Consider the following 21,007-nt stretch of genomic DNA (forward strand, 5'->3'; position numbering starts at 1 on the left):
AGGAAGCCCGATTTGCAACCTGGGCCAGCAGAGACGCGCCCCGGCGGCTTACATCAGCGCGGCGTCCTCCGCCGGGGGCGCGGCCTGCGGCCGCCCGATCGCGCGAAACGCCAGCAACGCAGTTGTCAGATAACCAGCCAGCGTGGCGATCGCGACGGCCCAGGCGATGCCCGTCGCTTCATGCCCGGTTAGCAGCATGATCGAGACGAGCAGTACGAGCAGCGTCACTGCGCGCGCCATCAACGCCTGCCCGGGCCGGCCCGACGCATGGAGCACCGGTTCGAACGCGACGGATGCGAGATCCAGGCTGGCTGCGATGGCCAGCGGTACCAGGATCACCGCTCCCACGCGATATTCCTCGCCGCCGACCAGCGCCAGCAATTCGCCACCCGCCGTCAATGCCAAAGAGATCACCACCACAGCGGCTGCTGCGGCCACCAGGCTGGTCTGCACCGCCAGCTTGCGGAATTCGGCCGCGCCGGCCGTTACTCGCGCATGTGAGACTTCGGCATAGACCACGCGCGTCAGCAGCAGCGACAGCTTGCCCAGCGCCTGGGTGATCTGGCTGGCCAGCCGGTAAAGGCCCGCCGACGCCGCGCCGACGAGCCCACCCACTGCCAGCAGCGGCCCGAACCGCACGATCGCATCAAGCGTGACGGTGACATGGCTCAGCAGGAAGAAGCGGATCAGACCCGGATTCTCGGCGAGCCCGCGCCGCCACTCGCGTACATATCGCAGCTTCACCGATTGCGGCACCAGCCGGCGGGCGGTGAGCCAGTACAGCGTGGCCTCGATCAGGTCGACGATCACCCACGCGATCAGGAAGCGACCCACCGACGGCCCGATCTGCCAGATCAGCAGCGCCGCGACCAGCCGACCGACAGGGACCACCGCCTCGACATAGACTGCCAGATCGAACCGATGCAGCGCGCGGACGATTCCGGTCGGCGCAGAAACCAGCGCCAGCGACATACCGCAGCAGAACCAGAAGGCCTGATCTGCATGGGCGGGATCGATATCCAGCAGCCGGCCGAAGCCATAGATCATCACTGCCGCGATTAGGCAGCCCACGGCCGCGCCCGCAATATCGAACAGGCCACCGATCATGCCCAGCCGGCCGAAGCGATCCCATGCCTCGGAATGGATATGATCGGCACCGTAGCGCACCACCGTCCGCCAGCTCTGGACGCCGGTGATGCCGCTAATCGCCAGCGCCGCACCGAAGATCAGCGAGAAGTGGCCGAAATCCTCAAGACCCAGAGATCGCGTGAGAATCGCGAGATAGGCAAGACCGCAGACAGCGCCGAAACCCTTTCCGCCCAGCAGCCAGGCAGTATTGGCGAGGATGCGGTACAGCGGTGATCGATCGGCGAGGGACGGACGGGCCGGCTTCATGCGGCCCCCTAGTCCGGCAGCAGGCAATGTTGCAACGGATTGCTGGGGTGAAGCCATGCCTGCAGCCGGCGCTTCCATCCGGCATCGAACCGATCTAGTGGGCGGCCATGATCGAGAATGCCATTCTGCTCAGCGCGGGCCAAGGCTCGCGCATGCTGCCCTTGACCACCGAAATGCCCAAATGCCTGATCGATTTTTCGGGGCGATCGCTGCTGGCCTGGCAGATCGAGATGCTGGCGCGCGGTGGCGTGAAGCGGATCGACGTCGTCACAGGCTTCATGACCGACAAGGTATCGGACGAGATCACCCGGCTCGGTGATGGCCGGGTCGAGATCCGCACCCGCTTCAATCCGTTCTACAAGGTCGCGGACAATCTCGGATCCTGCTGGATCGCGCGCGAGGCGATGGAGGACGACTTCCTGATCCTGAACGGCGACACGCTGGTGTCCGAGGAGATCGTGCGCCGAGTTCAGGAAGGTGGTGACTGGCCGATCGCGGTGACGGTCGATGTGAAGGCCGACTATGACAGCGACGACATGAAGGTCACGCGCGATGGCGACGGCCGGCTGCAGCGGATCGGCAAGACGCTGTCGGCGGACGAGACCAATGCGGAATCGATCGGCTTCCTGGCGTTCCGCGGCGACGGCCCGGCGATCTTCCTAAATGCCGTGGCTGCGGCGATGCGCACGCCCGAAGGTGTGCAGCACTGGTATCTGAAGGTGATCGACAGCCTGGCCGCGACCGGCAAGGTCGGCACCGTCTCGATCGAGGGGCTGGGCTGGGCCGAGGTCGACTTCCTGAACGACATCGAGATCGCGACCCAGCTGACGAACCGCTGGGCCTGACCGGTCCGCGCTCTCAGGCGAACGCATCCTTCAGCCAGCGCACCATCGTGGCGATCTGGCCGGCACCCAACGTAATCACGCGGCCCAGTTCGGGCAGCTTCGGCCAGCCCGCATCCTCGAACCGTTCGCCGCCCCATTCCCGATCGCCCTCGTACCGGGGGATCACGTGGAAATGGACGTGCGGATCGACCATCATCAGCATCAGATAATTGATACGCTGATAGCCAACTACCTTGGCAAGCGCCGTCTCGATCGCGGTGCTGACCAGCTTCAGCTCTGCATGGGCGGCAGCCGGCAGCTCTGCGAACGCGGTGGCATCGGATCGCGCGGCCAGCACCAGGCTGCCCAGCGTCGGCTGGGCCGGGCGCAGCAGCACCAGCCAGTGATCAAATTCGGCGACCAGCGTACCCGGATAGCCGAACTTCTCGATCGTCGCGTTCATCGTGCGGGCTCCGCCAACCAGGATGTGATTGCCATGCCGCGCCGGCGCGCCGCCATCGCCTGCACCAGCCGCACGGCATGAACCGCGCAGGAAATGCCCGTCCACCAAGCAACCGCGATCAGGCCGAGATCCGGCCGCCCGACGATCAGCGATGCGAACAGGATCACCATGTTGGGGTTGCGCCGTGCGGTCACCAGCCGGAACCGGCTGTCGAAGCGCTGCCAGACATGGATGTGCATCATGCCGTTGCGGCGCATGAACACGCCTTCGATCAGCCGCTGGACCAGATAGCCCCCCTGGATCACGCCCTGCACCCACCAGAATGTCGTGCTGTCATAGGCCAGTCCCCAGCTGGCAAGGCCGGTCGCCCAGAACCACCACCAGAAGGGCGGATGCACGAGATCGATCCCGTGATCGAAGATATTGCCCCATTTCGACGAGGTGATCGTGCAGCGGGCAAGCTTGCCGTCGACCGTGTCGAGCACCATGAAAACCAGCCCCACCGCCATGCCGAGCCAGTACTGGCCGATCGCGAAGCAATAGGTGGCTGCCACGCAACAGATCGCACCTACTGCCGTCACCATGTTGGGTGTGATCCCCAGCCGCGCGGCGATGCGGGTCAGCACCAGCGCCCATTCGGGCCAAAGATATTTGGTGAGCAGGTCCGTCACGCCCTTGTAGGCGCCGAAATAGCTCTTCCGTTCGGCCGCGCGCACCGTATCGGCGGTGAGCGGCATCAGGAACGGCGTCTCGCGCTTACGCAGCTGCTTGTTCTCGATGGTGGGGCCGTCCTCGATTGCGAACGCATGCAGGCCACTGGCGGGATCGAGCGACCTGCCGTCCCGCATCGCCGTGGCCACCATGCGCGCTTCGTCCGCATCGCGCGCGTGCACGATCGCCGGGCTGCCGCCGCAGGTTACCGCCATGCCGGGATTGCCGGCAATGTGGCGGAGCCAGGCCGGATCGAACACGAAAGCCGCATTGACGACCAGCACGGGCCCGATTGCCCGCGTGGCATCGACCATGTCCGTACCCATGGCGGCTGCGATCCGCGCAAGACGCTTGTCTAGCGGCAAGCCCCATAGCCTTACCGGATTAGAACCGATGATCGAGACGGGGGGGATAGTGCGGTCGGACATGGCGAACGGCCCTTAGGGTCCAAACTCGATCAGGTCGAGGATCGTGATCGCAACGTTAGGCGGTGGTGCCCCCTGCCCCCTGATCGGCCCGCCAACGAGCCAACCGGGCCGCAGCTTCGTCCAGGACGGCATCACCCTTGGCAAAACAGAAGCGGACCAGCCCGCGCGGCGCCGTGCCGCCGATATAGAAGGCTGAGAGCGGAATCGTGGCCACGCCGGCCTCATGCAGCATCCGGCGCGCCAGATCGGTATGGTCGCCATCGATCCCCGATGCGGGCAGATCGACGGTCAGGAAATAGGTCGCCCGGCTCGGCAGAACGGCGAAGCCCGCGGCGGCAAGCGCGCCCGCGAGCCGATCGCGTGACCGGGCGAGATCGGTGCGGCCGCGATCGAAGAAAGCCTGCTCGAACCCGAGGCCGAACGCGACCGCCGTCTGCAGGTTGGGCGCGGTCGAGAAGGTGAGGAACTGGTGCGCGCGCGCGATCGGCCCGAGCAGCCGATCGGCGGCAATGACGAACCCCACCTTCCAGCCGGTGACGCCGAAGATCTTGCCGGCCGATCCGATCTTCACCGTACGGTCAGCCATGCCAGGCAGGCCGATCATCGTGACATGCTCGCTGCCATCGAAGACGACATGTTCCCAGACCTCGTCGCAGATCGCGATCAGGTCGTGCTTGCAACACAAGGCGGCGAGCGCCTTCAGCTCGTCGCGACTGGCGACGGTCGCGGCCGGATTGTTCGGATTGTTGAGCAGGATCGCCCTGGTGTGCGGCCCGATCGCTGCGGCCGCCGCCGCGATCGGCAGCCGCCAGTCGGGCGCGGTCAGCGTGATCGGCACCGCCCGGCCCCCGGCACGCTCGATCAGCGGCCGATAGGCGTCATAGACGGGTTCGAACACGATCACTTCGTCGCCTGCAGATAGGATCGCAAGCAGAGCCGCCGCGATCGCCTCGGTCGCGCCGGAGGTGATGAGGACATTATTCGCGCCCAGGTCGAGCGACTGAAAGCGGCGATAATGGGCGGCGACCGCATCGCGCAGCACGGGCAGGCCCTGCGACGGCGCATATTGGTTCGGGCCATCCAGCAGGGCACGGGCGGCCGCATCGAGCAGTTCCGACGGCCCGATCGTATCCGGGAAGCCCTGCCCCAGATTGATCGCGCCCAGCGCGCGCGCCTGGCCGGACATCTCCTCGAAGATGGTCGTCGCCATGTTCTGGTAGAGCCGGTTCATGGCAACATCACGCGCGGCATCCGCTGCCTATTGCCCATTTCTGCCCATCGTCTGGGCGAGCGCCTTGGCGATATTGATGATCGTATAGGGCTTCTGCACGACCAGCCGTCCGCGATGTTCGTCCGGGAAATGCGCGCCTTCGCCATAGCCGGTGGCAAACACGAACGGGATGCCCAGCTTGAGCAGCTGGTCCGCCACCAGGAAGCTCGTCGAATTGCCAAGATTGACGTCGAGGATGGCGATCGTCGGCCGGGCGGCGGCGATCTGATCGAGCGCCGCCCCGACCGAGGACGCAGTCGCAACGTCGCTCGCGCCCAGCCGGGTCACGATATCCTCGGCATCCAGCGCGATGATCAGGCTGTCCTCGACCAGCAGCACGCGCTCGCCGCCGAGCAAATCGGTCGGTGGTTCCTCGCGGTGGCCGGGGGCGGGCTTCGCGAAGGTGATCGGGATGCGATCACCCGGCTCCGCGGTCGATACGTGGCGGGCGGGAATGCAGAACTTCGCGATCACCCCGCCCGGCGCATAATCGATCCCCGCCTTGCCGCCGAGATCGTAAGGCACGGACCGCTCGATGATCGTGGTGCCGAACCCTTGTCGGGACGGCGGGCTGACGGCCGGGCCACCGACATCCTGCCAGGATATCTCGAGATCTCCGGCGGCATCGCGCGCCCACTGAATCCGAACCGTGCCACCCGGAACCGAAAGGCTGCCATATTTGGCGGAGTTGGTGAACAGCTCGTGGATCACCAGCGCCATCGTCGAATAGGCGGTCGGGTTGAGCAGAACCGCCTCGCCATGCACGATGATCCGTTCGTCTTCGTCCAGGAAGGCGGCGGCCTCGGCCGCGATCAGCGGTTCCAGCGGGGCCGGCCCCCAATGATCCTCCGTGATCTGGTTGTGCGCGCGCGCCAGGGCGTGGATGCGGCCATCGACCAGTTTGACGAATTCATCGACGCTGGCGCCGCTGACATGGGATTGCCGGATGAGCCCGCGGATCAGACCCAATATGTTGCGCACCCGGTGATTGAGCTCGGCGATCAGCAGTTCCTGGCGGACGCCCGCCTGCTGGCGCTGCGCCGAAACCTCGTCGGCCAGCCGCAGCACGACCTCGATCAAGGTCGCGCGCAACGTTTCTGCGACCCGCTGCTCCGATCCCGTGAACGGAAGCGATCGGCCGCGGACCAGCTGTTTCCATTCGGCGAAGCTTTCCCGCGGGGTAAGGCGCGGACCGTTCGGCCCATAGGCCGCGGGCTTGTGCGGGTCGCCCGCCCAGCGCACCGATCGGATCAGCTCGGATCGAAACAGCACGACATAATCGCGCGGGCTGCGCGACACGGGGATCGCCAGCAGGCCGGCTGCGGTCTCGGCAAATTCCTCGGCATCGGGGATCAGCGAGCCGATATGGTCGGTAGCGAACACCTTGCCGGCGGACGTCGCATTCAGCGCGCGGATGATGCGCCGGAAGTCGGCAGAAGGCGGCGTGGCTCCGGAGAAGGCGTAGTTGCCCGAGAGCCAGACGCCGACACCGTCCGCTGGGATCGCGTGGGTCAGCACGTCGGCCAGCCAGTCGGGATCGCGCAGCAGCGCCTCGTCCGATGCGACCGAACCGAGCAGCTGATCGGAGATGTCGCGCGCGCGGCGCTCGAACTCCACCGTCTCCTTGCGCTCGCGGCTCTCCAGCCGCATCGAGAACATCTGAGCGAACAGCTCCGTCACCGATCGCCGCTCGAACGTCGGGCAGTTCGGCGAATAATGGTGGCAGGCGAACAGGCCCCACAGCTTGCCATCGACGATGATCGACACCGACAGCGACGCATCGACGCCCATATTCTTCAGATATTCGATATGGATCGGCGACACCGCGCGCAGCAGCGACAACGACAGGTCGAGCGGCTCGCCGCTCTGATCCAGTTGCGGCACGATCGGCACCGGCACGGCATTCACGTCGGCAATCACGCGCAGCAGATTGCGGGTGTAGAGGATGCGGGCCTGGGCCGGAATGTCGCTGGCCGGATAATGGAGCCCCATGAAACGGCCGATGCCCGACTTGCAGGCTTCCGCGACCACTTCGCCCGATCCATCGGTCGCGAAGCGATAGACCATCACCCGATCGAAACCGACGAGCGCGCGAACCTGGCGCGCGCCTTCGCGGAAGAAGGTCTCCAGGTTGGCGCATTGGTCGAGCCGGGCGATCATCGAGCGCACCATGCCGGTCACGTCGCCAAGCTCGCCGATCGACGGTTCCGCCTCAATGACGATGGTGCCGCTCGACAGGTGGATCGCGATATCGAACGGCCCCCTGCCCGCTACCAGTTCGATACCGAACAGCCGCTCAACCGCGTCCGGCCCGCGCAACAGCGTCGTGCGATTGCGCAGATCGTGCACCGCGCGTGCCGTCACCAGTTCGGTGAGCGGGCGCCCGACGGCATCGGCGGGGTCTACGCCGATGAAATCGAACAGGTTCGCCGATGCCCGCGCGACCATCCAGTCCGCGGTCACGGCGAGCAGCAGGCCGATCGGCTGGATCGCGCCCAGGATGTGGATCGGCTCGCGATCGCAATTGGTCAGGTCGACGGCAGGCTGATCAGCCACGGCACTGAAGCTCCGAAAAATGATTCGCGCCCTGCTCGAAGGCTCGGAAGGCGCGCTGCGCTGCCGAGGCAGCGACCGAGCGTTCGTCGTCGGTCGTAAGTCGGGTGTCGAGCCGCCGGATCAAGGACCGCCACAAAGCGGAATCATTGGCGTCCAGAAACTGGCGCGGAAGATGGGCCGGCACCGATCGTGCCAGCATGGTGCCGCCAAGCCGCGATCCTTCCAGGACATACGCAGTCCCGAGCAGTTCCGGTTCGCCGTCCAGCAGAGGCGCGTCGGAGACAGGGCCGGGAGCGGCATCCAGTGCGGCAAGATCGGCGATCAGCAAATCCGATCGCTGCCGCTGATCCCAGTCCGGCAGGGCATCGCCCGGCTGAGTGCGGCCGATGGCCGCCTCCAGCGGGAGAAAGGCGTGCGCCTGCGCCTGCAGGAAAAGCCGATAGCTGTCGGCATCCATCAGCGAGAAGCGAGAAAAGGCATGATCGACGCGATCGTGCCAGGCCTGCGTGGCGGCCCGCAGATAGGAACGCGTTGATTGCTGGTCCTTCATCGGGCCCCTGTCGCCTTAATTTAAGCCGACCGCAACCGATCGTCTTGCCCAGGGCAGTCCTCCTTGTGTCCCAGATGGATACCGGCAGTCCGTCTAGAAGGCTGGGATGACTGCGCCCTGATATTTGCGCTGGATGAAATTGCGGGTGGCATCGCTGCGTAGCGCCGCCAACAGTTTGGCGACCTTCGGATCTGCCTGCGCCGCGGGCAGCCCGACCACATAGTTCACATAGGGGCTGTCCCTGCCCTCGATCACCAGCGCGTCGCGGGTCGGGTTCAGGCCCGCATCGAGCGCATAGTTGGTGTTGATCAACGCCAGATCGACCTGATCAAGCACCCTTGGCAGCGTAGCGGATTCAAGCTCGCGGAACTGGAACCGCTTTGGATTGGCGGCGATATCCTTCGGCGTGGCAAGGGGATTTGCCGGATCGACGAGCCTGATCAGCCCCGCCTTCGCCAGCAGCACCAGCGCGCGGCCGCTATTGCTGGTCTCGTTCGGAATTGCGATCGTGGCGCCTGCCGGGATCGCGGCAAGCGACTTCCACTTGCGTGAATAGCCGCCCAGCGGCTCGACGTGGATGCCGGCGATCGGCACCATTTTCGTGCCGCGCGCCTTGTTGAATTCGTCCAGGTAGGGCTTGGTCTGGAAATAGTTCACCGCGACGCGGCCTTCGGCGACCTGTACGTTCGGCTGCACATAATCGTTGAAGACGCGAACCTGTAGATCGACGCCTTCCTTGGCCAGCACCGGCTTCACCTGCTCGAGTATCTCGGCATGCGGCACGGCGGTGGCGGCCACGACAAGCGCGCGTGGATCGTCGGGCGCACTCTGCCCGCATCCCGCGACAAGCAGCGCAGCGCCCAGCAAGGCAGGCAACGAGAAACGCATAAACTCTCCTACCGACGGCTGACGAGCGTGACGATCCGATCGCCGATCATCTGCAGGCTCTGCACGAGCACGAGCAGCAGCGCGACGGTGACGATCATCACGTCGGTCTGGAAACGCTGGTACCCGAACCGGATCGCAAGATCGCCCAGGCCGCCCGCGCCGACGACGCCGGCCATTGCGGTGAACGACACCAGCGCGATCGCAGTCACTGTGGCGGCTGCGACGATGCCCGGCAGCGCTTCCGGCAGCAGCGCGCGCAGCACAAGATCGCGGGTGGTGGTGCCCATTGCCTGGATCGCCTCGACCGTGTTGCGATCAACCTCGCGCAGTGCGGTTTCCACCAGCCTTGCGAAGAAGGGCGCTGCCCCGACCACCAGCGGTGGGATCGCGCCAGCGACGCCAAGCGACGTGCCGACCAGCGCGACGGTGACGGGCAACATCACGATCAGCAGGATGATGAACGGCACCGATCGCAGCAGATTGACGAGCAACGACAGCGCCAGATTGATTGTCCGGTTGACCAGGATCTGTCGCGGCGATGTCAGGAAGAGCGCGATGCCGAGCGGCAGGCCCAACAGCACCGTCAGCACCAGCGATCCGCCCAGCATCGCCAGCGTATCGAGGCAGGCGCGCGCGATATCCGCCCAGTCGATCCCTGCGACAAAATCAATCACAGCGCGGCCACCGTGCCGTAGCGACCAAGCGCGGCGACCGCGGCCTGCGGATCGCCGCCGGCGATCCCCAGCGTCAGCTGCCGGAAAGGGCCGCGCCGCAAATGGCCGATCCGCCCGCCCATGATCGCGATGTCGCAGCCGCTTTCCTGCGCCGCGCGGGTCAGGAACGGCTCTTCGGACGCTGCCCCCAGCGCAGTGAAGCGGATCAATCGGCCGGCGCCTTGCGTCGCAGGATCGCCGATCGTGTCACCCGCTTCCGCCAGCAGTGCGCGGGTCTCGTCGGCGGCAGGCGACAGGAAGATCGTCTCGACCGGCCCGCTTTCCACGAAGCGGCCCGCCTGCATCACGGCGACCCGATCGCAGACTTCGCGCACGACATCCATCTCGTGCGTGATCAGCACGACCGTCAGCCCCAGATCGCGGTTGAGCCGGGCGAGCAACTGCAGCACGTCGCGGGTCGTGTCGGGATCCAGCGCGCTCGTCGCCTCGTCGCACAACAGGATCGATGGCCCGGTCGCCAGCGCCCGGGCAATGCCCACGCGCTGTTTCTGCCCGCCGGAAAGCTGCGCCGGATATTTGGCGGCATGATCGCCGAGGCCCACGAGGGCGAGCAGTTCATCGACACGAGCCGCGATGTCTGGTTTGGGCAGGCCTGCCGAACGCAGCGGAAAGGCGATGTTCTGCGCCACCGTGCGTGACGACAGCAGGCCGAAATGCTGGAAGATCATGCCGATGCCGCGCCGCAGCCGGCGTAGGCCGAGGGCGTCGAGTCCACCGACATTGGTACCATTCACATGCAGCTGCCCGGCATCGGGCCGTTCGAGCCCGTTCAGCATGCGGATCAGGGTCGATTTGCCCGCACCACTTCGACCGATGATCCCGAAGATCTCGCCTTTGGCTACTTCGAAGCTCACCCCATCCACCGCCGGCCGCGCAGCGCCCGGAAACTGTCGCGATACCGATTCGACCTGGATCATCGCGCGATGACCTGTGCCGCGAACCGCTCCATCTCCTCCGCCTGCGGGCTCATCTGCAGCAGCAGGAGATCCAGCCCCGCCCCTTCATAGTCGGCGATCCGCTGCCTCAATTGTTCGGGCGTGCCGACGAGATTGGGACGCAGGCCGCGGTTCGAAACCGAATATTCCTGGATGCGCAGGTCGCGTTCCAGCTGCGTGCCGGAGAGCCACTGATCGAAATTGGCATAGCCGGCGGGCAGTTCGCTGACACTGGTGATCCGGTCCAGCTCGCGCCGTGCTTCGGCCTCGCTATCGCGCACGATGGCGTAGGCGGCCATACCGAACGTCATCGGCGGGCCGCCCGCATCGGCCCGGCGGCGCTGCATGTCGGCGATCTTGGGCGCGATCGCGGCGGGCGGATCGCCATGCATCACATAGGCATCGCAGCGCCCGGCGATCATCGTCTTGGCGGCTTCACTCTCGCCGCCGGCGTAGATGATGGGCGGATGCAGCGGCTTGGGCGCGCAGATCGCATCCTGCGTGTGATAGAAGCGGCCCTCGAAGCTGAACCGATCCTCACTCCACAGACCGCGTACCACGTCCAGCCATTCGCTGGTTCGCGCGTAGCGATCATCATGCTCGTCGAATTGCAACCCATATTGCCGCGCTTCGTCCGCCCACCAGGACGACACGACGTTCAGGGACAGGCGCCCGCCCGAGATATGATCGATATTGGCGGCTGCCTTGGCGAACAGCGCGGGCTGGTGGAAATTCGGTCGGACCGCGACCATCAATTCCTGTGTCTCGGTAACGGCGGCGATCGCCGCCGCGGTGGACCAGGCATCGAGTGCGGGCGCATCGGTGCCCTTGATATCGTTGAGGTTGAGTTCTGCGATCAGTGTGAGATCGAAGCCGATCTGCTCCGCGCGCACGGCCAGACGGCGGACATAGTCCCAGCTCGCCTCCATCCCCTCGTCGGGCACGTTGCGCAGCCAGCCGCCGAACACCGGCATCCAATAACCGTATCTCATGCCCGCACCTCGGCGATGGCGGCTTCCAGCCAATCGACAAGCCGTTCGTGCGGATCCCAGCCCAATACATCGAGCGGGTTCGCAACGAAATTCGACAACGCGTTGATATCGTAGAAGCGCGCGGTGCCGTCGCGATCGTCGATCATCACTTCGATGCCACCAACGTCCAGCCCGGCCGCCTGCGCGATCCGTTCGGCAGCCGCGATCAGCGCCGGGGACGGATCGGCGCGCGCCACCGTCACCGCCGCCTTCCCGGGTTCCGCCAGGCAGATATCGGCGGGGCACAGATCGAACCCGCCCCCGCCATCGACGTCGATCGCATAGAGAAAGCGGCCGGCAAGCGTCTCGAGCCGGGTGATCCGCCCGCCTCGCGCAGGTACGAAGGCCTGCACCAGCAGCACCTTGTCGATGCTATCGGGGACCATGCCATCCGCGATCGCGCGGTCGAGCTCGGCGCGATCGTCATAGCGGACGATGCCCGCGCCAGACCCGCCGATATTGGCCTTCACCACCATCGGATAGCCGACCGCTTCGGCCGCACCCGGCAAGGATTGCGGATCATGCACGACCCGCGTCGCCGGTATCGCGAAGCCCAGCGACGCGATCAACGACAGCTGCCGCGCCTTGGACGCGTCGATCGCCATAACGTCCGGCCCATTGATCACGCGCACGCCGCGATCCTGCCAGTGTCGTAGCAGCGCCTGTCCGTAGAAGATCGGATGATCCGCCTGCCTGAGAAAGCTCGACATCGCGATCCGGTTCAAGACGATCGGGGCAGGTACGGACGTATCGGCCGGATCGAAGCCATGATCCGCCGCCGGCAACGCGACGGCATCGATACCGCGCCGTGCAAGCGCTGCGAACAGAGGTTCGAACCAGACAGGATGTTCGTAGAAGATTGCGATGTCAGCCATGGCCCTCCCTAGCAGGGCACGCCTTGCAGGCAACGCAGCCCGATATCCGCCACGGCGAAGCTCAGCTTTCAGCTGCGTGCGGCCCGGCGGGCGGGCCCCTGCCCGTCACGCCGGACACAGCGCACCTCATTCGGCAGCGATCGCCTGATCTTCCTGCCGCAGCAGACCGGACATCTTCCACTGCTGTTCTAGCACGCCCGGACCATAATCCTTGGATCCGCCGAGCGTTTCCGCCGCCAAATCGCGCGCCCAGCCGCCGGTAGCGCTATCGCGCTGCTGCTTGCCGGGGCAGAAGCTGAGCCCGATCCGCCCGAGCCCATTGCCTACCTGAACTGATGCAATCGCGGGGGGATGAGTGCTACTGGTCCGCATCAACCCTGCTAATCCTGTAGCAGGGAAGCGATCAACAAGCGGATCGCTTCGGTCCAGCCTTCAGCATGCGCCGGAAGCAGCGCTTTGAGTGGTGGCGCTTTACCGTTCAGCTTAATGATCGGGCTCTCCTTGCCGTCGACGACTTCGCCGCCGATCAGCGTTGCCAGCCGACGGACATACCGATCGGCCAGCGATCGTGGCAGGATCCATCCCACCGCGCGCGTGTAAAACCTGCCATCCTTATCGACGAAGCCGAGATTAATCGGCTGGTCGACAGCGGGGTGATCAAGCTTGAGGTTGAGGCTGGTTCGATACTCGCCATAGACCCCAAGCGGCTCAAGACTGGTGATAAACGCCTGGAGCTGCGCGGGCAGCTTAGCATCCTGCACAGCAAGTTGTTCGTAAACTGGACTTCAGACAGGCTTTGCGCACGCGGTCCCACGACCGTTCGAGCCGCAGCCATCCTGGCGCTGACCACTGGGTCGTCCCGGATCCGATCATCCGCAGTCCGAACCACGCCGCGCTCGATCAACATGGTCTTCATCAGAGTCGAGGGGATTACGAGGATCGCATCCTCGGTCCCTGTCTCATACACCGCCAGCTCAACCAGCGCGAACGTGAAGCGCGCTCCGGCATGGCTTTGTAGCAGTGCGGCCAGCGTCTCGGTCTCGCGCCGGATCCCATCGCCAGCTGCGATAACCAGCATGCGCCCGCGGGCCAGGTTAAGCGCGACCGCATCGATAAACGCGCTTTCCTCGAGAGCATCGGGATATGTGCGACAATCTGGTGAAGCGAGCCCGCTTCTCATTTTTAGCGTTCGCCTTGAGCACCGCCGCCTCGAACTGCTAATGGCGCATCGCCGAGAGCGCTGCAGCATAGTCAAGCGCATGTGCGACGACCTCCCGCCGCGCTTGCGGGTTTGCCCAAAGTTTAGTCTCGACAATAATGATCTCGCCGGTCGGCGTCAGATAGACATTGTCGATAAAGCCGTGCCCGCAGGCAACCTCTCGCGCTGCTGCGATGGCGGTACCGAAGCCTGGCTCGATCTCTGCGATTGGTAGGCATTCCGGCTGGTCAAAAGTTTTTATGGTCTATCAACATAGGTTATATGGTTATTTGAATAACACGATTAAACACGTTCGATAGCTATCGATATTCCCTGTCCTACACCAATACACATCGTGCACAGCGCCCGTTTTGCATTTGATTGGACCAACTCGATCGTCGCAGTGAGAGCAAGACGTGCCCCCGACATACCTAAAGGGTGTCCGAGCGCTATTGCGCCGCCGTTGGGATTTAGGTGAGCGGCATCGTCGGCAAGGCCAAACTGTCGAGTCACCGCCAACGTCTGGGCTGCGAACGCCTCATTTAGTTCGATGATATCGAAGTCGGCGATCGTGAAATGGAGCCGGGCGAGTAGCCGCTCAGTCGCCAGGACCGGACCAATTCCCATGATCCGCGGCGGCACCCCGGCCGCTGCCGCTCCCAGAATGCGTGCCCGTGGGGTTAGGCCGTGACGAGCGACCGCCTCCCCGCTCGCGATGATTAGCGCCGCGGCTCCGTCATTGATTCCGGATGCGTTGCCCGCTGTCACGGTACCGTCTGGTCGCACGATCGGCTTGAGCGCCGCGAGCGCGATAGCGCTTGTCTCGCGAGGATGTTCGTCAGCAGTCACCATCACGGGATCACCGCGCCTTTGGGCCACTGGCACTGCAACGATTTCGCTGGCGAAGCGACCAGAACCCGCCGCCGCGACTGCGCGCCGCTGGCTCTCGGCCGCAAAGCGATCCTGGTCGATGCGTGAAATGCCGCACTCCCTTGCCAGATTTTCGGCGGTTTCAGGCATGGTGTCGACGCCGAACCGCGCTCGCATCAGCGGATTAACAAAGCGCCAACCTATCGTGGTATCGTAGATTGTCGCCTGGCGGTCGAACGCAGTGTTGGCCTTAGGAATCACGAACGGCGCTCGGCTCATGCTCTCGACGCCGCCCGCGATAACCAGGTCGGCCTCGCCAGACTTGATCGCGCGCGCGGCGCTTGCCACCGCATCCAGACCCGATCCGCACAGGCGGTTGATCGTCGTGGCCGGCGCACTTTCACCTAGCCCACTCAGCAGCGCCGCCATCCGCGCCACGTTGCGATTGTCCTCACCGGCCTGATTGGCGCAGCCGATCACGATGTCATCGAGCGCTAGCCAATCAACGCCGGGATTGCGCCCCGCCAGTGCCGCCAGCACCGTCGCCAGTAGATCATCGGGCCGCACTGTCGCCAGCGCGCCGCCATAGCGGCCGATCGGCGTACGCGCCGCATCGCAGATGAAGGCTTCGCGCATCGTTGCTCCCTGTCGTTGGTTGATCAGGCCGATGCCGCTGTGGTCGCCTGATTGACCTGCTCGAGCAGGTCCATGTGTCGCAGCACACTCTGATTCATGCCTGGCTCGGCGATCTTCAGCAGCAGCCGCAGAAGATTCTTGAGCTGGTGCTGCTGATCCGCGGACATATGGCGCGCGACATCGGCCTCGACTGCCTTGGCCGCACCAACGAGCCCGGCGATCGCGTCCCGCCCCGGCCGGGTCAGGGCCAGCGTCCGAGTCTGCGCTGCGATGCGGACCAGCCCGCGTGCGGCCAACGCATCGGCCTGCGCCTCGCTTGCCCGCACGCCGGTATAGTCGATGATCGCGTTCACCTGCTCGACCGTGATGCCATCGCTCGCCGCTAGCACGCTCAGCACATAGTGATCGTGCAGCGACAAACCGAGGCGAGCTCGCTCGGCTCTCACCGGGGTCAGCAGGTGGAAATAGGCGCGCTGCAGGAGGTGGCCGAGGTCATCCGCCCCCTCGACCGGAGGCACCGGCTGCGGCGCAGTCGCATAGCGGCCCTCGTGAAACATGAGGGGCGCACGGCTGCTGTGATCGAAACCGATCACCTCGCCGACCAGGATCACATGATCACCGCCATCGTAGCGATAGGCCGGCCGGCAGCGGAACCGCGCTGCGCAGCCGATCAGCAACGGGATCTCTCCCTCGCCACGCTCGATCTTGAGGTTAGCGAACTTATCTTCGCCGCGCCTGGCGAAGCGATCTGATAGCGCCTGCTGATCGGACGCAAGGATGTGGACCGCGAAATGGCTCGCGGTCTCGAACGCGGCGAAGCTCAGGGAGGTTTTCGCCAGGCTCCAAAGCACCAATGGCGGGTCCAGCGAGACCGAGTTGAAGCTGTTCGCGGTCAGCCCGACATCATGGCCATCTCTGTCGCAGGTAGTGACAATCGTGACCCCCGTCGCGAACGAGCCAAGCGCAGAACGGAAAGCCTTGCCCTCGATCGGGGCGCGCTCTTCCCGCTGGCTCACCACTTCTTCTTGCTGTCACGCAACGCTGCGGCGAGTGCTGCCTCAGTCGAGATTTCCTTACCTGTGTCATCAACGAAGTGGATGTCGAAAGGACCGTCAGCGACAAGGAAAATCAGGCAATCGACCTTCGACGTGCAGCGGAAGCGGTGGACGTGGCGGCTGGGCAGCTGCGAATAGGATCCCACCTGCAGCATCACCGGGCGCTGGCCCTGCATCTGCGCGAGCGGCGCGCCCTGCAGCACGATCAGTTCTTCCGAAGGCGTATGCCAGTGGAACGGCACTAGGCAGCCGGCCTTCATCCGCACCATCAGCGTGGCCGGGCCCTTGCTCATGTCGCCATGCAACTGGGCGAAGCTGGTACACGCCGGCACGCCGGGCGAGGACATGAACTTCGCATCGGCAGGCTTCTGCAGCAGGATGCCGTGTCCGCCGCCGCTGCCTCCGGCCGGCTGAGCGCCGACAGCGGCAGTGGTCGTGAGCAGGGCAATGCTGGACAGGATGATGCGGATCATAAGGCGCTCCCTTGGGCGATGGAGATCAGATCGGATAGACGATGTAGCGGGGCAGCACCGACGTATCGAGCACCGCCGTCCTGGACAGGAAATGATGGCCGTCGGCATCGGCGCAGATCACGTCGCGATACTCTCCGGTCGTCAGGATCTCGGCGACGCCGTTTTCTTCCGCGGTGGCATAGACCACGAAGTTCGACACCATGTGAATGGTACCGTCGGCTGCGCGGTCTGCGGACAGGCGCTGAGTCAGGTGGCGGGTCTGATAATCCTGGAACGTGCCCGCCCAGATCCGCGTCACATACGTCACGCGATCTTCAAGCCGGGCGCGGCAATCGTCCATCATCAGCGCGATTGGCAGCCCGGCCCGGACATGCTCGCGCGTGATGCAGATGTAGGAGGCCTCGGCTTCGCTGGCGAACAGCGCCAGCCAACCGGCCATATCCTGGCTATCGAGCGCGTGGGCATAGCGGCCCTGCAGCCGATCCAGCGCCAGTAGATTGATCGGCGTGGTCATGCCGGCTCGCGATCGAAGCCCATCACGTTGCGATAATGTTCCCAGTGAACCAGCGCGTGGGATTCATCGTTAAACTTGTAATCGAGCTGCAGCGCCGCGGTGTCGCGCACGCCCTTCTGGAAAACGACGTCACCGGGCGTGTGGGCGCCAATCTGCGACCGGTGGAAGATGGCGGCATCCTCCATCGAGATGAAGCCCGTCGGGCCGAGCAGGTTTGATCCCTGCCGGATGCGGTGCCGCTCCACCGCCGGACTGTCATCCTGGTGCGCGAAATAGGCGTAGCTGACCTCGGTCCTGTCCGGGCCGATCGGCGTGGCGAAGCGCAAGTTGATGACGTCGAGATGCTTGGTCATCACGAAGGTCGGATACATGATCACTGCGCAAGAGCCCGGAACCCCATCGGTCTCCACGCCGACGATCGACATGTCCTTGATCAGTCCGCTGTCCGGCGGCAGCACCAGATCGGTCTCAAGCGCGACATGGCCGCGATCCGTGCAGGTCTTCATGAACCCGTTGTTTGCCTGCCAGCTGAGCAGGTTCAGCGCCTTGTGGAGCAGCGGCCCGTGGAACACGTCGTTATCGCCGTAGATCTTCCAATTCGCTGCGTAGCGAACCTTCTGATAACCGAGCAGTTTCAGCCGCCCATCGCCCCCGACGGCACGGGCGATCGTCGGCTTGAGGTCGCCGAGATAGTCTTCGAGCGGGATGGTCTCGTCGGAGAAGGTGACAAAGATGATACCCTTGAACATCTCCATCCGCACCATCGCCAGCGGATAATCAGCGCGATCAAAGCCGGGCGCATATTCGGCTTCGCTCGGGCAGCCGATCAGCTTGCCGTCGGTCGCGAAGGTCCAGCGATGGTAAGGGCAGGCAAAACGTGCACGGTTGCCGGCCTTCGACGTCTCGACCTGATTGCCGCGATGCGGACAGGAATTGTAGAAGACTCGCACCACGCCATCCTTGCCGCGCGCGATCAGCAGCGGGGTGTGGGCATGGGTCAGCGTGCGGAAGTCGCCCGGTGCCGGCACTTCGCTTTCATGGGCGATGGCATGCCATTCGCTTCCACGAAAGATGCGCTCCAGCTCGCGCGCGTAGAGGGAAGCATCGGTATAGACCGTCTTGGGAATGCTGTTGAAAGCGCGCGGCCATGACCCGTTCGATCTGACTGTCATGGCTAACCTACCCATCCAATCTTCCGCATAGGAGATATACCTTTTTTAGGCGGTGAGGAAGGGCGGAAGGGCATCGCTCGTCCGCCCCCGCCGTCAGAACTTGAACGAGACTTCGGCCCCGAATTCACGCGGTGGAGCGCCGAACCCAACGACGCCGAAATTGCCCGGCGGCGGACCGAAGTTGAACACCGCGGTCTGGCCAGACCAGAACTTGTTGGTCAGGTTCTTGCCATAAAGGCTGATAGTCCAGCGATCGGACTTCAGCGCGAGCGATGCATCGAGCAGGCCGAAGCCCTCGATCGGCGCACGGTTGACCGTGTCCGCGAAATAATCGCCGCGATACGTCCAGGCGATTCGCGAGGAGATATCGGTATCCTCGCTCATCACGCGCGGTCCGCCAAAAGTGTACACTGCCTCGGCATAGCCGGTCCATTTGGGCAGCTGCTCGAACTGAAGCTGCTTCGCCTGTTCCGGCGGCACACCCGGCAGGCCGATGAACTCCTTGAACTGGGCATCGATATAGCTGACGTTTCCGCTTAGCGTCAGCCCGTCGAACGGATTAAGCGTGCTCTCCAATTCCACGCCACGCAAACGGGCATTGGCCGCATTAGACAGCGTCTGGATCGCGTTCACCAGCACCGTCCGTTGAATATCCTTATATTCGGACGAGAAGACCGCGACGTTCACGCGCGCGCGATTGTCGAGGAAAGTGGTCTTCAGCCCGAGTTCGAACTGCTCGATCGTCTCCGGATCGGCCGGGCCGATCGCCGCGATGCTCGAGGCGCGGGCATTGAACGCGCCGCTGCGATAGCCCTTGGTGAAGCTGCCATAGACGGTGGTGTCCGGTGCGGCCTCGTAGGTAATGCTGAACTTGGGCGAATAATTGTTCCAGCTGTCACGGCCGCCGAATGACGTCGTTGAACAGGTGGTGAAGATCTCGCCGAGCCCGCACGACGCCAGCGGGATCACCGAGAAGCGCTTCTTGTCCTTGGTGTAGCGGCCACCGTGCGAGAGAGTGAGGCCGCTAAGCGGCTCATACTCGATATTGTAGAAGGCAGCGAGGCTCGTGCCTGTCTGGTTGGCGCTGCCTTGCAACGAAACGATCCGGTTGACACTGCTCGACTGAAGGAAGGCCGTGCTGGCGACCCGGCGTTCGCGGCTGAAGAACTTCAGTCGGCTGTAGAAGCCGCCGACCGTGAAGCGGAATACGTCCGAGAAGTCCGATGCGAAGCGCACCTCCTGGCTAAACTGCTTGCTGTCGTCGATCTGCCCATCCTTCGGGAAGTGGAAGATCGTGAACGGCGTTCCATCGACATCGCCCTGCAAATTATAGGTCACCTTGCGATAGCCGGTAACCGAGGTGAAAACGCCGAAGCCCGCGCGATACTCGGATTCGAGGATGATCCGGCGGTTCTTCAGCCGGTGATAGGATGCGCCATCATGATTGATCTCGTCGCTGTCCTTCGGCGGGGTGTAACCCCACAGCGTCTGCAGGTTCGGGATGACGTTGACGATGCGCGAGGCCGCGCCACCGCCTTTCTCGTCCAGATATTCGCCGAGCAGCGTGAAGCTGAGTTCCTCAATCGGACGAAACTCCAGTGTTGGCCGGATCGCCCAGCTATTTTCGCGGCTCTCGCGCTTCTTCAGCGAATTGTCGGTGCCACTGGGGTTGAACGGCGCAGGTACGAACGTGCCGCCGTTGCGATCGCGATAGAGCCCCTTGCTGTATTTGTGGCTGACCGAAATCTTGCCGAGCAGTACATCGCCCGCAATCGGCCCCGACACACGGCCATAGGTATCGAACCGGCCGCCATTGCCGACGCGGACCCGCCCCTCCGCTGAAAAGTCACGCGTTGGCCGTTTCGTACGCAGGTTAACCGCGCCGCCGGTCGAGTTGCGGCCGTTGAGCACACCCTGCGGGCCGCGCAGCACCTCGACCACCGCGGCATCCTCCAGCGGCAGGATGGTGCCGATGATATACTCCTGAGGCATGCCGTCGATCGAGATGCCGACCGTTGGCTCCAGCGACCGCACCGAGCCGACCAGGCCGACGCCGCGGATGAAGAAGTTGGCATAACCAGGCACGCCGCCCGGATCGTTGAACTGCACGCCTGGCACGCGGTTCAGTTCGGTCAGATTCGAGATTTGCGAATTCTGCAGCGTGGCATCGCTGAACGCCGAGATCGCGACCGGGATGCGCTGCACCGATTCACCGACGGCGCCCTTATTCGCGGTCACGACGATATCCTCGAAGACGCCTTCATTGCCGGCCGGGGCGGGCGAAGGATCGGCCGGTGCCGCCTGCTCCTGCGCAAGGGCTGGAATCGGCGCGAGCAGCATCGCAAGCGCAAGCGTGGTGTAGCTTGTCTTCATTGTCGTCCTCCCCTGATGTCGGCCCCGGTGAGCCCGGGTCGCCTTGTCGAGCGCGC

20 protein-coding genes are annotated in these 21,007 nt (G+C 64.4%); 1 reads left to right on the top strand and 19 read right to left on the bottom strand.

Annotated elements, in window-relative coordinates:
- Positions 1–48 precede the first annotated feature (48 nt).
- The gene (locus ABC347_RS06040) at positions 49–1,395 is read right to left on the bottom strand and encodes a lipopolysaccharide biosynthesis protein (protein ID WP_413244830.1); all 1,347 of its coding nucleotides are present in this window, start codon (positions 1,393–1,395) and stop codon (positions 49–51) included.
- 107 nt (positions 1,396–1,502) lie between these two features.
- Here ABC347_RS06040 and ABC347_RS06045 point away from each other — a divergent pair, with 107 nt between their 5' ends.
- Positions 1,503–2,240: a phosphocholine cytidylyltransferase family protein gene (locus ABC347_RS06045; RefSeq protein ID WP_413244831.1), complete on the top strand. Its 738-nt coding sequence runs from the start codon at positions 1,503–1,505 to the stop codon at positions 2,238–2,240.
- Between the two features lie 13 nt (positions 2,241–2,253).
- Here the strand turns inward: ABC347_RS06045 and ABC347_RS06050 are convergent, their stop codons facing one another.
- From ABC347_RS06050 to ABC347_RS06135, 18 genes are all read right to left on the bottom strand, one after another.
- The gene (locus ABC347_RS06050) at positions 2,254–2,682 is read right to left on the bottom strand and encodes an HIT family protein (protein ID WP_413244832.1); all 429 of its coding nucleotides are present in this window, start codon (positions 2,680–2,682) and stop codon (positions 2,254–2,256) included.
- Complete coding sequence (locus ABC347_RS06055; protein WP_413244833.1) at positions 2,679–3,821, bottom strand: CDP-alcohol phosphatidyltransferase family protein; 1,143 nt, start codon at positions 3,819–3,821, stop codon at positions 2,679–2,681. Before ABC347_RS06055 ends, ABC347_RS06050 begins: the two co-directional genes overlap by 4 nt.
- A 55-nt stretch (positions 3,822–3,876) precedes the next feature.
- Positions 3,877–5,052 carry an aminotransferase gene (locus ABC347_RS06060; RefSeq protein WP_413244834.1) on the bottom strand — a complete coding sequence of 392 codons (1,176 nt, stop codon included), beginning with the start codon at positions 5,050–5,052 and terminating at the stop codon, positions 3,877–3,879.
- A 27-nt stretch (positions 5,053–5,079) separates the two neighbouring features.
- A complete protein-coding gene (locus tag ABC347_RS06065) occupies positions 5,080–7,647 on the bottom strand; it encodes an HWE histidine kinase domain-containing protein (protein WP_413244835.1) in 2,568 nt (855 codons plus the stop codon).
- A complete protein-coding gene (locus ABC347_RS06070; RefSeq protein WP_413244836.1) occupies positions 7,640–8,197 on the bottom strand; it encodes a biliverdin-producing heme oxygenase in 558 nt (185 codons plus the stop codon). The genes ABC347_RS06065 and ABC347_RS06070 overlap by 8 nt, the downstream gene beginning before the upstream one ends.
- 93 nt (positions 8,198–8,290) lie before the next feature.
- Positions 8,291–9,085: a MetQ/NlpA family ABC transporter substrate-binding protein gene (locus tag ABC347_RS06075; RefSeq protein WP_413244837.1), complete on the bottom strand. Its 795-nt coding sequence runs from the start codon at positions 9,083–9,085 to the stop codon at positions 8,291–8,293.
- Positions 9,086–9,093: 8 nt separating this feature from the next.
- Positions 9,094–9,759 (bottom strand): methionine ABC transporter permease, encoded by a 666-nt coding sequence (locus tag ABC347_RS06080; protein WP_413244838.1) that lies wholly within the window; start codon positions 9,757–9,759, stop codon positions 9,094–9,096.
- Positions 9,756–10,736, bottom strand: coding sequence for a methionine ABC transporter ATP-binding protein (locus tag ABC347_RS06085; protein WP_413244839.1), 981 nt, complete (start codon positions 10,734–10,736; stop codon positions 9,756–9,758). Before ABC347_RS06085 ends, ABC347_RS06080 begins: the two co-directional genes overlap by 4 nt.
- Positions 10,733–11,746, bottom strand: a complete 1,014-nt coding sequence (locus ABC347_RS06090; protein ID WP_413244840.1) for an LLM class flavin-dependent oxidoreductase — start codon at positions 11,744–11,746, stop codon at positions 10,733–10,735. The genes ABC347_RS06085 and ABC347_RS06090 overlap by 4 nt, the downstream gene beginning before the upstream one ends.
- On the bottom strand, positions 11,743–12,660 hold the full coding sequence (locus ABC347_RS06095) for an ATP-grasp domain-containing protein (RefSeq protein WP_413244841.1): 918 nt from the start codon (positions 12,658–12,660) through the stop codon (positions 11,743–11,745). Before ABC347_RS06095 ends, ABC347_RS06090 begins: the two co-directional genes overlap by 4 nt.
- Positions 12,661–12,786: 126 nt before the next feature.
- The gene (locus ABC347_RS06100; RefSeq protein WP_413244842.1) at positions 12,787–13,032 is read right to left on the bottom strand and encodes a hypothetical protein; all 246 of its coding nucleotides are present in this window, start codon (positions 13,030–13,032) and stop codon (positions 12,787–12,789) included.
- Positions 13,033–13,040: 8 nt separating this feature from the next.
- Positions 13,041–13,421 (bottom strand): hypothetical protein, encoded by a 381-nt coding sequence (locus ABC347_RS06105; protein ID WP_413244843.1) that lies wholly within the window; start codon positions 13,419–13,421, stop codon positions 13,041–13,043.
- A gap of 740 nt (positions 13,422–14,161) precedes the next feature.
- Positions 14,162–15,364, bottom strand: a complete 1,203-nt coding sequence (gene pcaF, locus ABC347_RS06110; protein ID WP_413244844.1) for a 3-oxoadipyl-CoA thiolase — start codon at positions 15,362–15,364, stop codon at positions 14,162–14,164.
- A gap of 23 nt (positions 15,365–15,387) precedes the next feature.
- Positions 15,388–16,380 carry a flavin reductase gene (locus ABC347_RS06115; RefSeq protein WP_413244845.1) on the bottom strand — a complete coding sequence of 331 codons (993 nt, stop codon included), beginning with the start codon at positions 16,378–16,380 and terminating at the stop codon, positions 15,388–15,390.
- The gene (locus ABC347_RS06120; protein ID WP_413244846.1) at positions 16,377–16,892 is read right to left on the bottom strand and encodes a cupin domain-containing protein; all 516 of its coding nucleotides are present in this window, start codon (positions 16,890–16,892) and stop codon (positions 16,377–16,379) included. Before ABC347_RS06120 ends, ABC347_RS06115 begins: the two co-directional genes overlap by 4 nt.
- Positions 16,893–16,917: 25 nt before the next feature.
- Entirely contained in the window at positions 16,918–17,406 is a 489-nt protein-coding gene (locus tag ABC347_RS06125) for an aromatic-ring-hydroxylating dioxygenase subunit beta (protein ID WP_413244847.1), read from the bottom strand.
- Positions 17,403–18,578: an aromatic ring-hydroxylating oxygenase subunit alpha gene (locus tag ABC347_RS06130; protein ID WP_413244848.1), complete on the bottom strand. Its 1,176-nt coding sequence runs from the start codon at positions 18,576–18,578 to the stop codon at positions 17,403–17,405. The genes ABC347_RS06125 and ABC347_RS06130 overlap by 4 nt, the downstream gene beginning before the upstream one ends.
- 93 nt (positions 18,579–18,671) lie before the next feature.
- Entirely contained in the window at positions 18,672–20,951 is a 2,280-nt protein-coding gene (locus tag ABC347_RS06135; protein WP_413244849.1) for a TonB-dependent receptor, read from the bottom strand.
- Between the last annotated feature and the right edge of the window lie 56 nt (positions 20,952–21,007).

Origin of the sequence: Sphingomonas canaveralia (assembly GCF_047238125.1) — a bacterium.
Classification (GTDB): Bacteria; Pseudomonadota; Alphaproteobacteria; order Sphingomonadales; family Sphingomonadaceae; genus JBDFMH01.

Bases quoted from the DNA above. Each gene is read 5' to 3' on its own strand.
- ABC347_RS06045 (WP_413244831.1), top strand. From the start codon at position 1,503: ATGATCGAGAATGCCATTCTGCTCAGCGCGGGCCAAGGCTCGCGCATG.
- ABC347_RS06125 (WP_413244847.1), bottom strand. From the start codon at position 17,406: ATGACCACGCCGATCAATCTACTGGCGCTGGATCGGCTGCAGGGCCGC.
- pcaF (WP_413244844.1), bottom strand. From the start codon at position 15,364: ATGCGCGAAGCCTTCATCTGCGATGCGGCGCGTACGCCGATCGGCCGC.
- ABC347_RS06055 (WP_413244833.1), bottom strand. From the start codon at position 3,821: ATGTCCGACCGCACTATCCCCCCCGTCTCGATCATCGGTTCTAATCCG.
- ABC347_RS06040 (WP_413244830.1), bottom strand. From the start codon at position 1,395: ATGAAGCCGGCCCGTCCGTCCCTCGCCGATCGATCACCGCTGTACCGC.
- ABC347_RS06085 (WP_413244839.1), bottom strand. From the start codon at position 10,736: ATGATCCAGGTCGAATCGGTATCGCGACAGTTTCCGGGCGCTGCGCGG.
- ABC347_RS06135 (WP_413244849.1), bottom strand. From the start codon at position 20,951: ATGAAGACAAGCTACACCACGCTTGCGCTTGCGATGCTGCTCGCGCCG.
- ABC347_RS06120 (WP_413244846.1), bottom strand. From the start codon at position 16,892: ATGATCCGCATCATCCTGTCCAGCATTGCCCTGCTCACGACCACTGCC.
- ABC347_RS06060 (WP_413244834.1), bottom strand. From the start codon at position 5,052: ATGAACCGGCTCTACCAGAACATGGCGACGACCATCTTCGAGGAGATG.
- ABC347_RS06050 (WP_413244832.1), bottom strand. From the start codon at position 2,682: ATGAACGCGACGATCGAGAAGTTCGGCTATCCGGGTACGCTGGTCGCC.
- ABC347_RS06075 (WP_413244837.1), bottom strand. From the start codon at position 9,085: ATGCGTTTCTCGTTGCCTGCCTTGCTGGGCGCTGCGCTGCTTGTCGCG.
- ABC347_RS06095 (WP_413244841.1), bottom strand. From the start codon at position 12,660: ATGGCTGACATCGCAATCTTCTACGAACATCCTGTCTGGTTCGAACCT.
- ABC347_RS06100 (WP_413244842.1), bottom strand. From the start codon at position 13,032: ATGCGGACCAGTAGCACTCATCCCCCCGCGATTGCATCAGTTCAGGTA.
- ABC347_RS06090 (WP_413244840.1), bottom strand. From the start codon at position 11,746: ATGAGATACGGTTATTGGATGCCGGTGTTCGGCGGCTGGCTGCGCAAC.
- ABC347_RS06070 (WP_413244836.1), bottom strand. From the start codon at position 8,197: ATGAAGGACCAGCAATCAACGCGTTCCTATCTGCGGGCCGCCACGCAG.
- ABC347_RS06130 (WP_413244848.1), bottom strand. From the start codon at position 18,578: ATGACAGTCAGATCGAACGGGTCATGGCCGCGCGCTTTCAACAGCATT.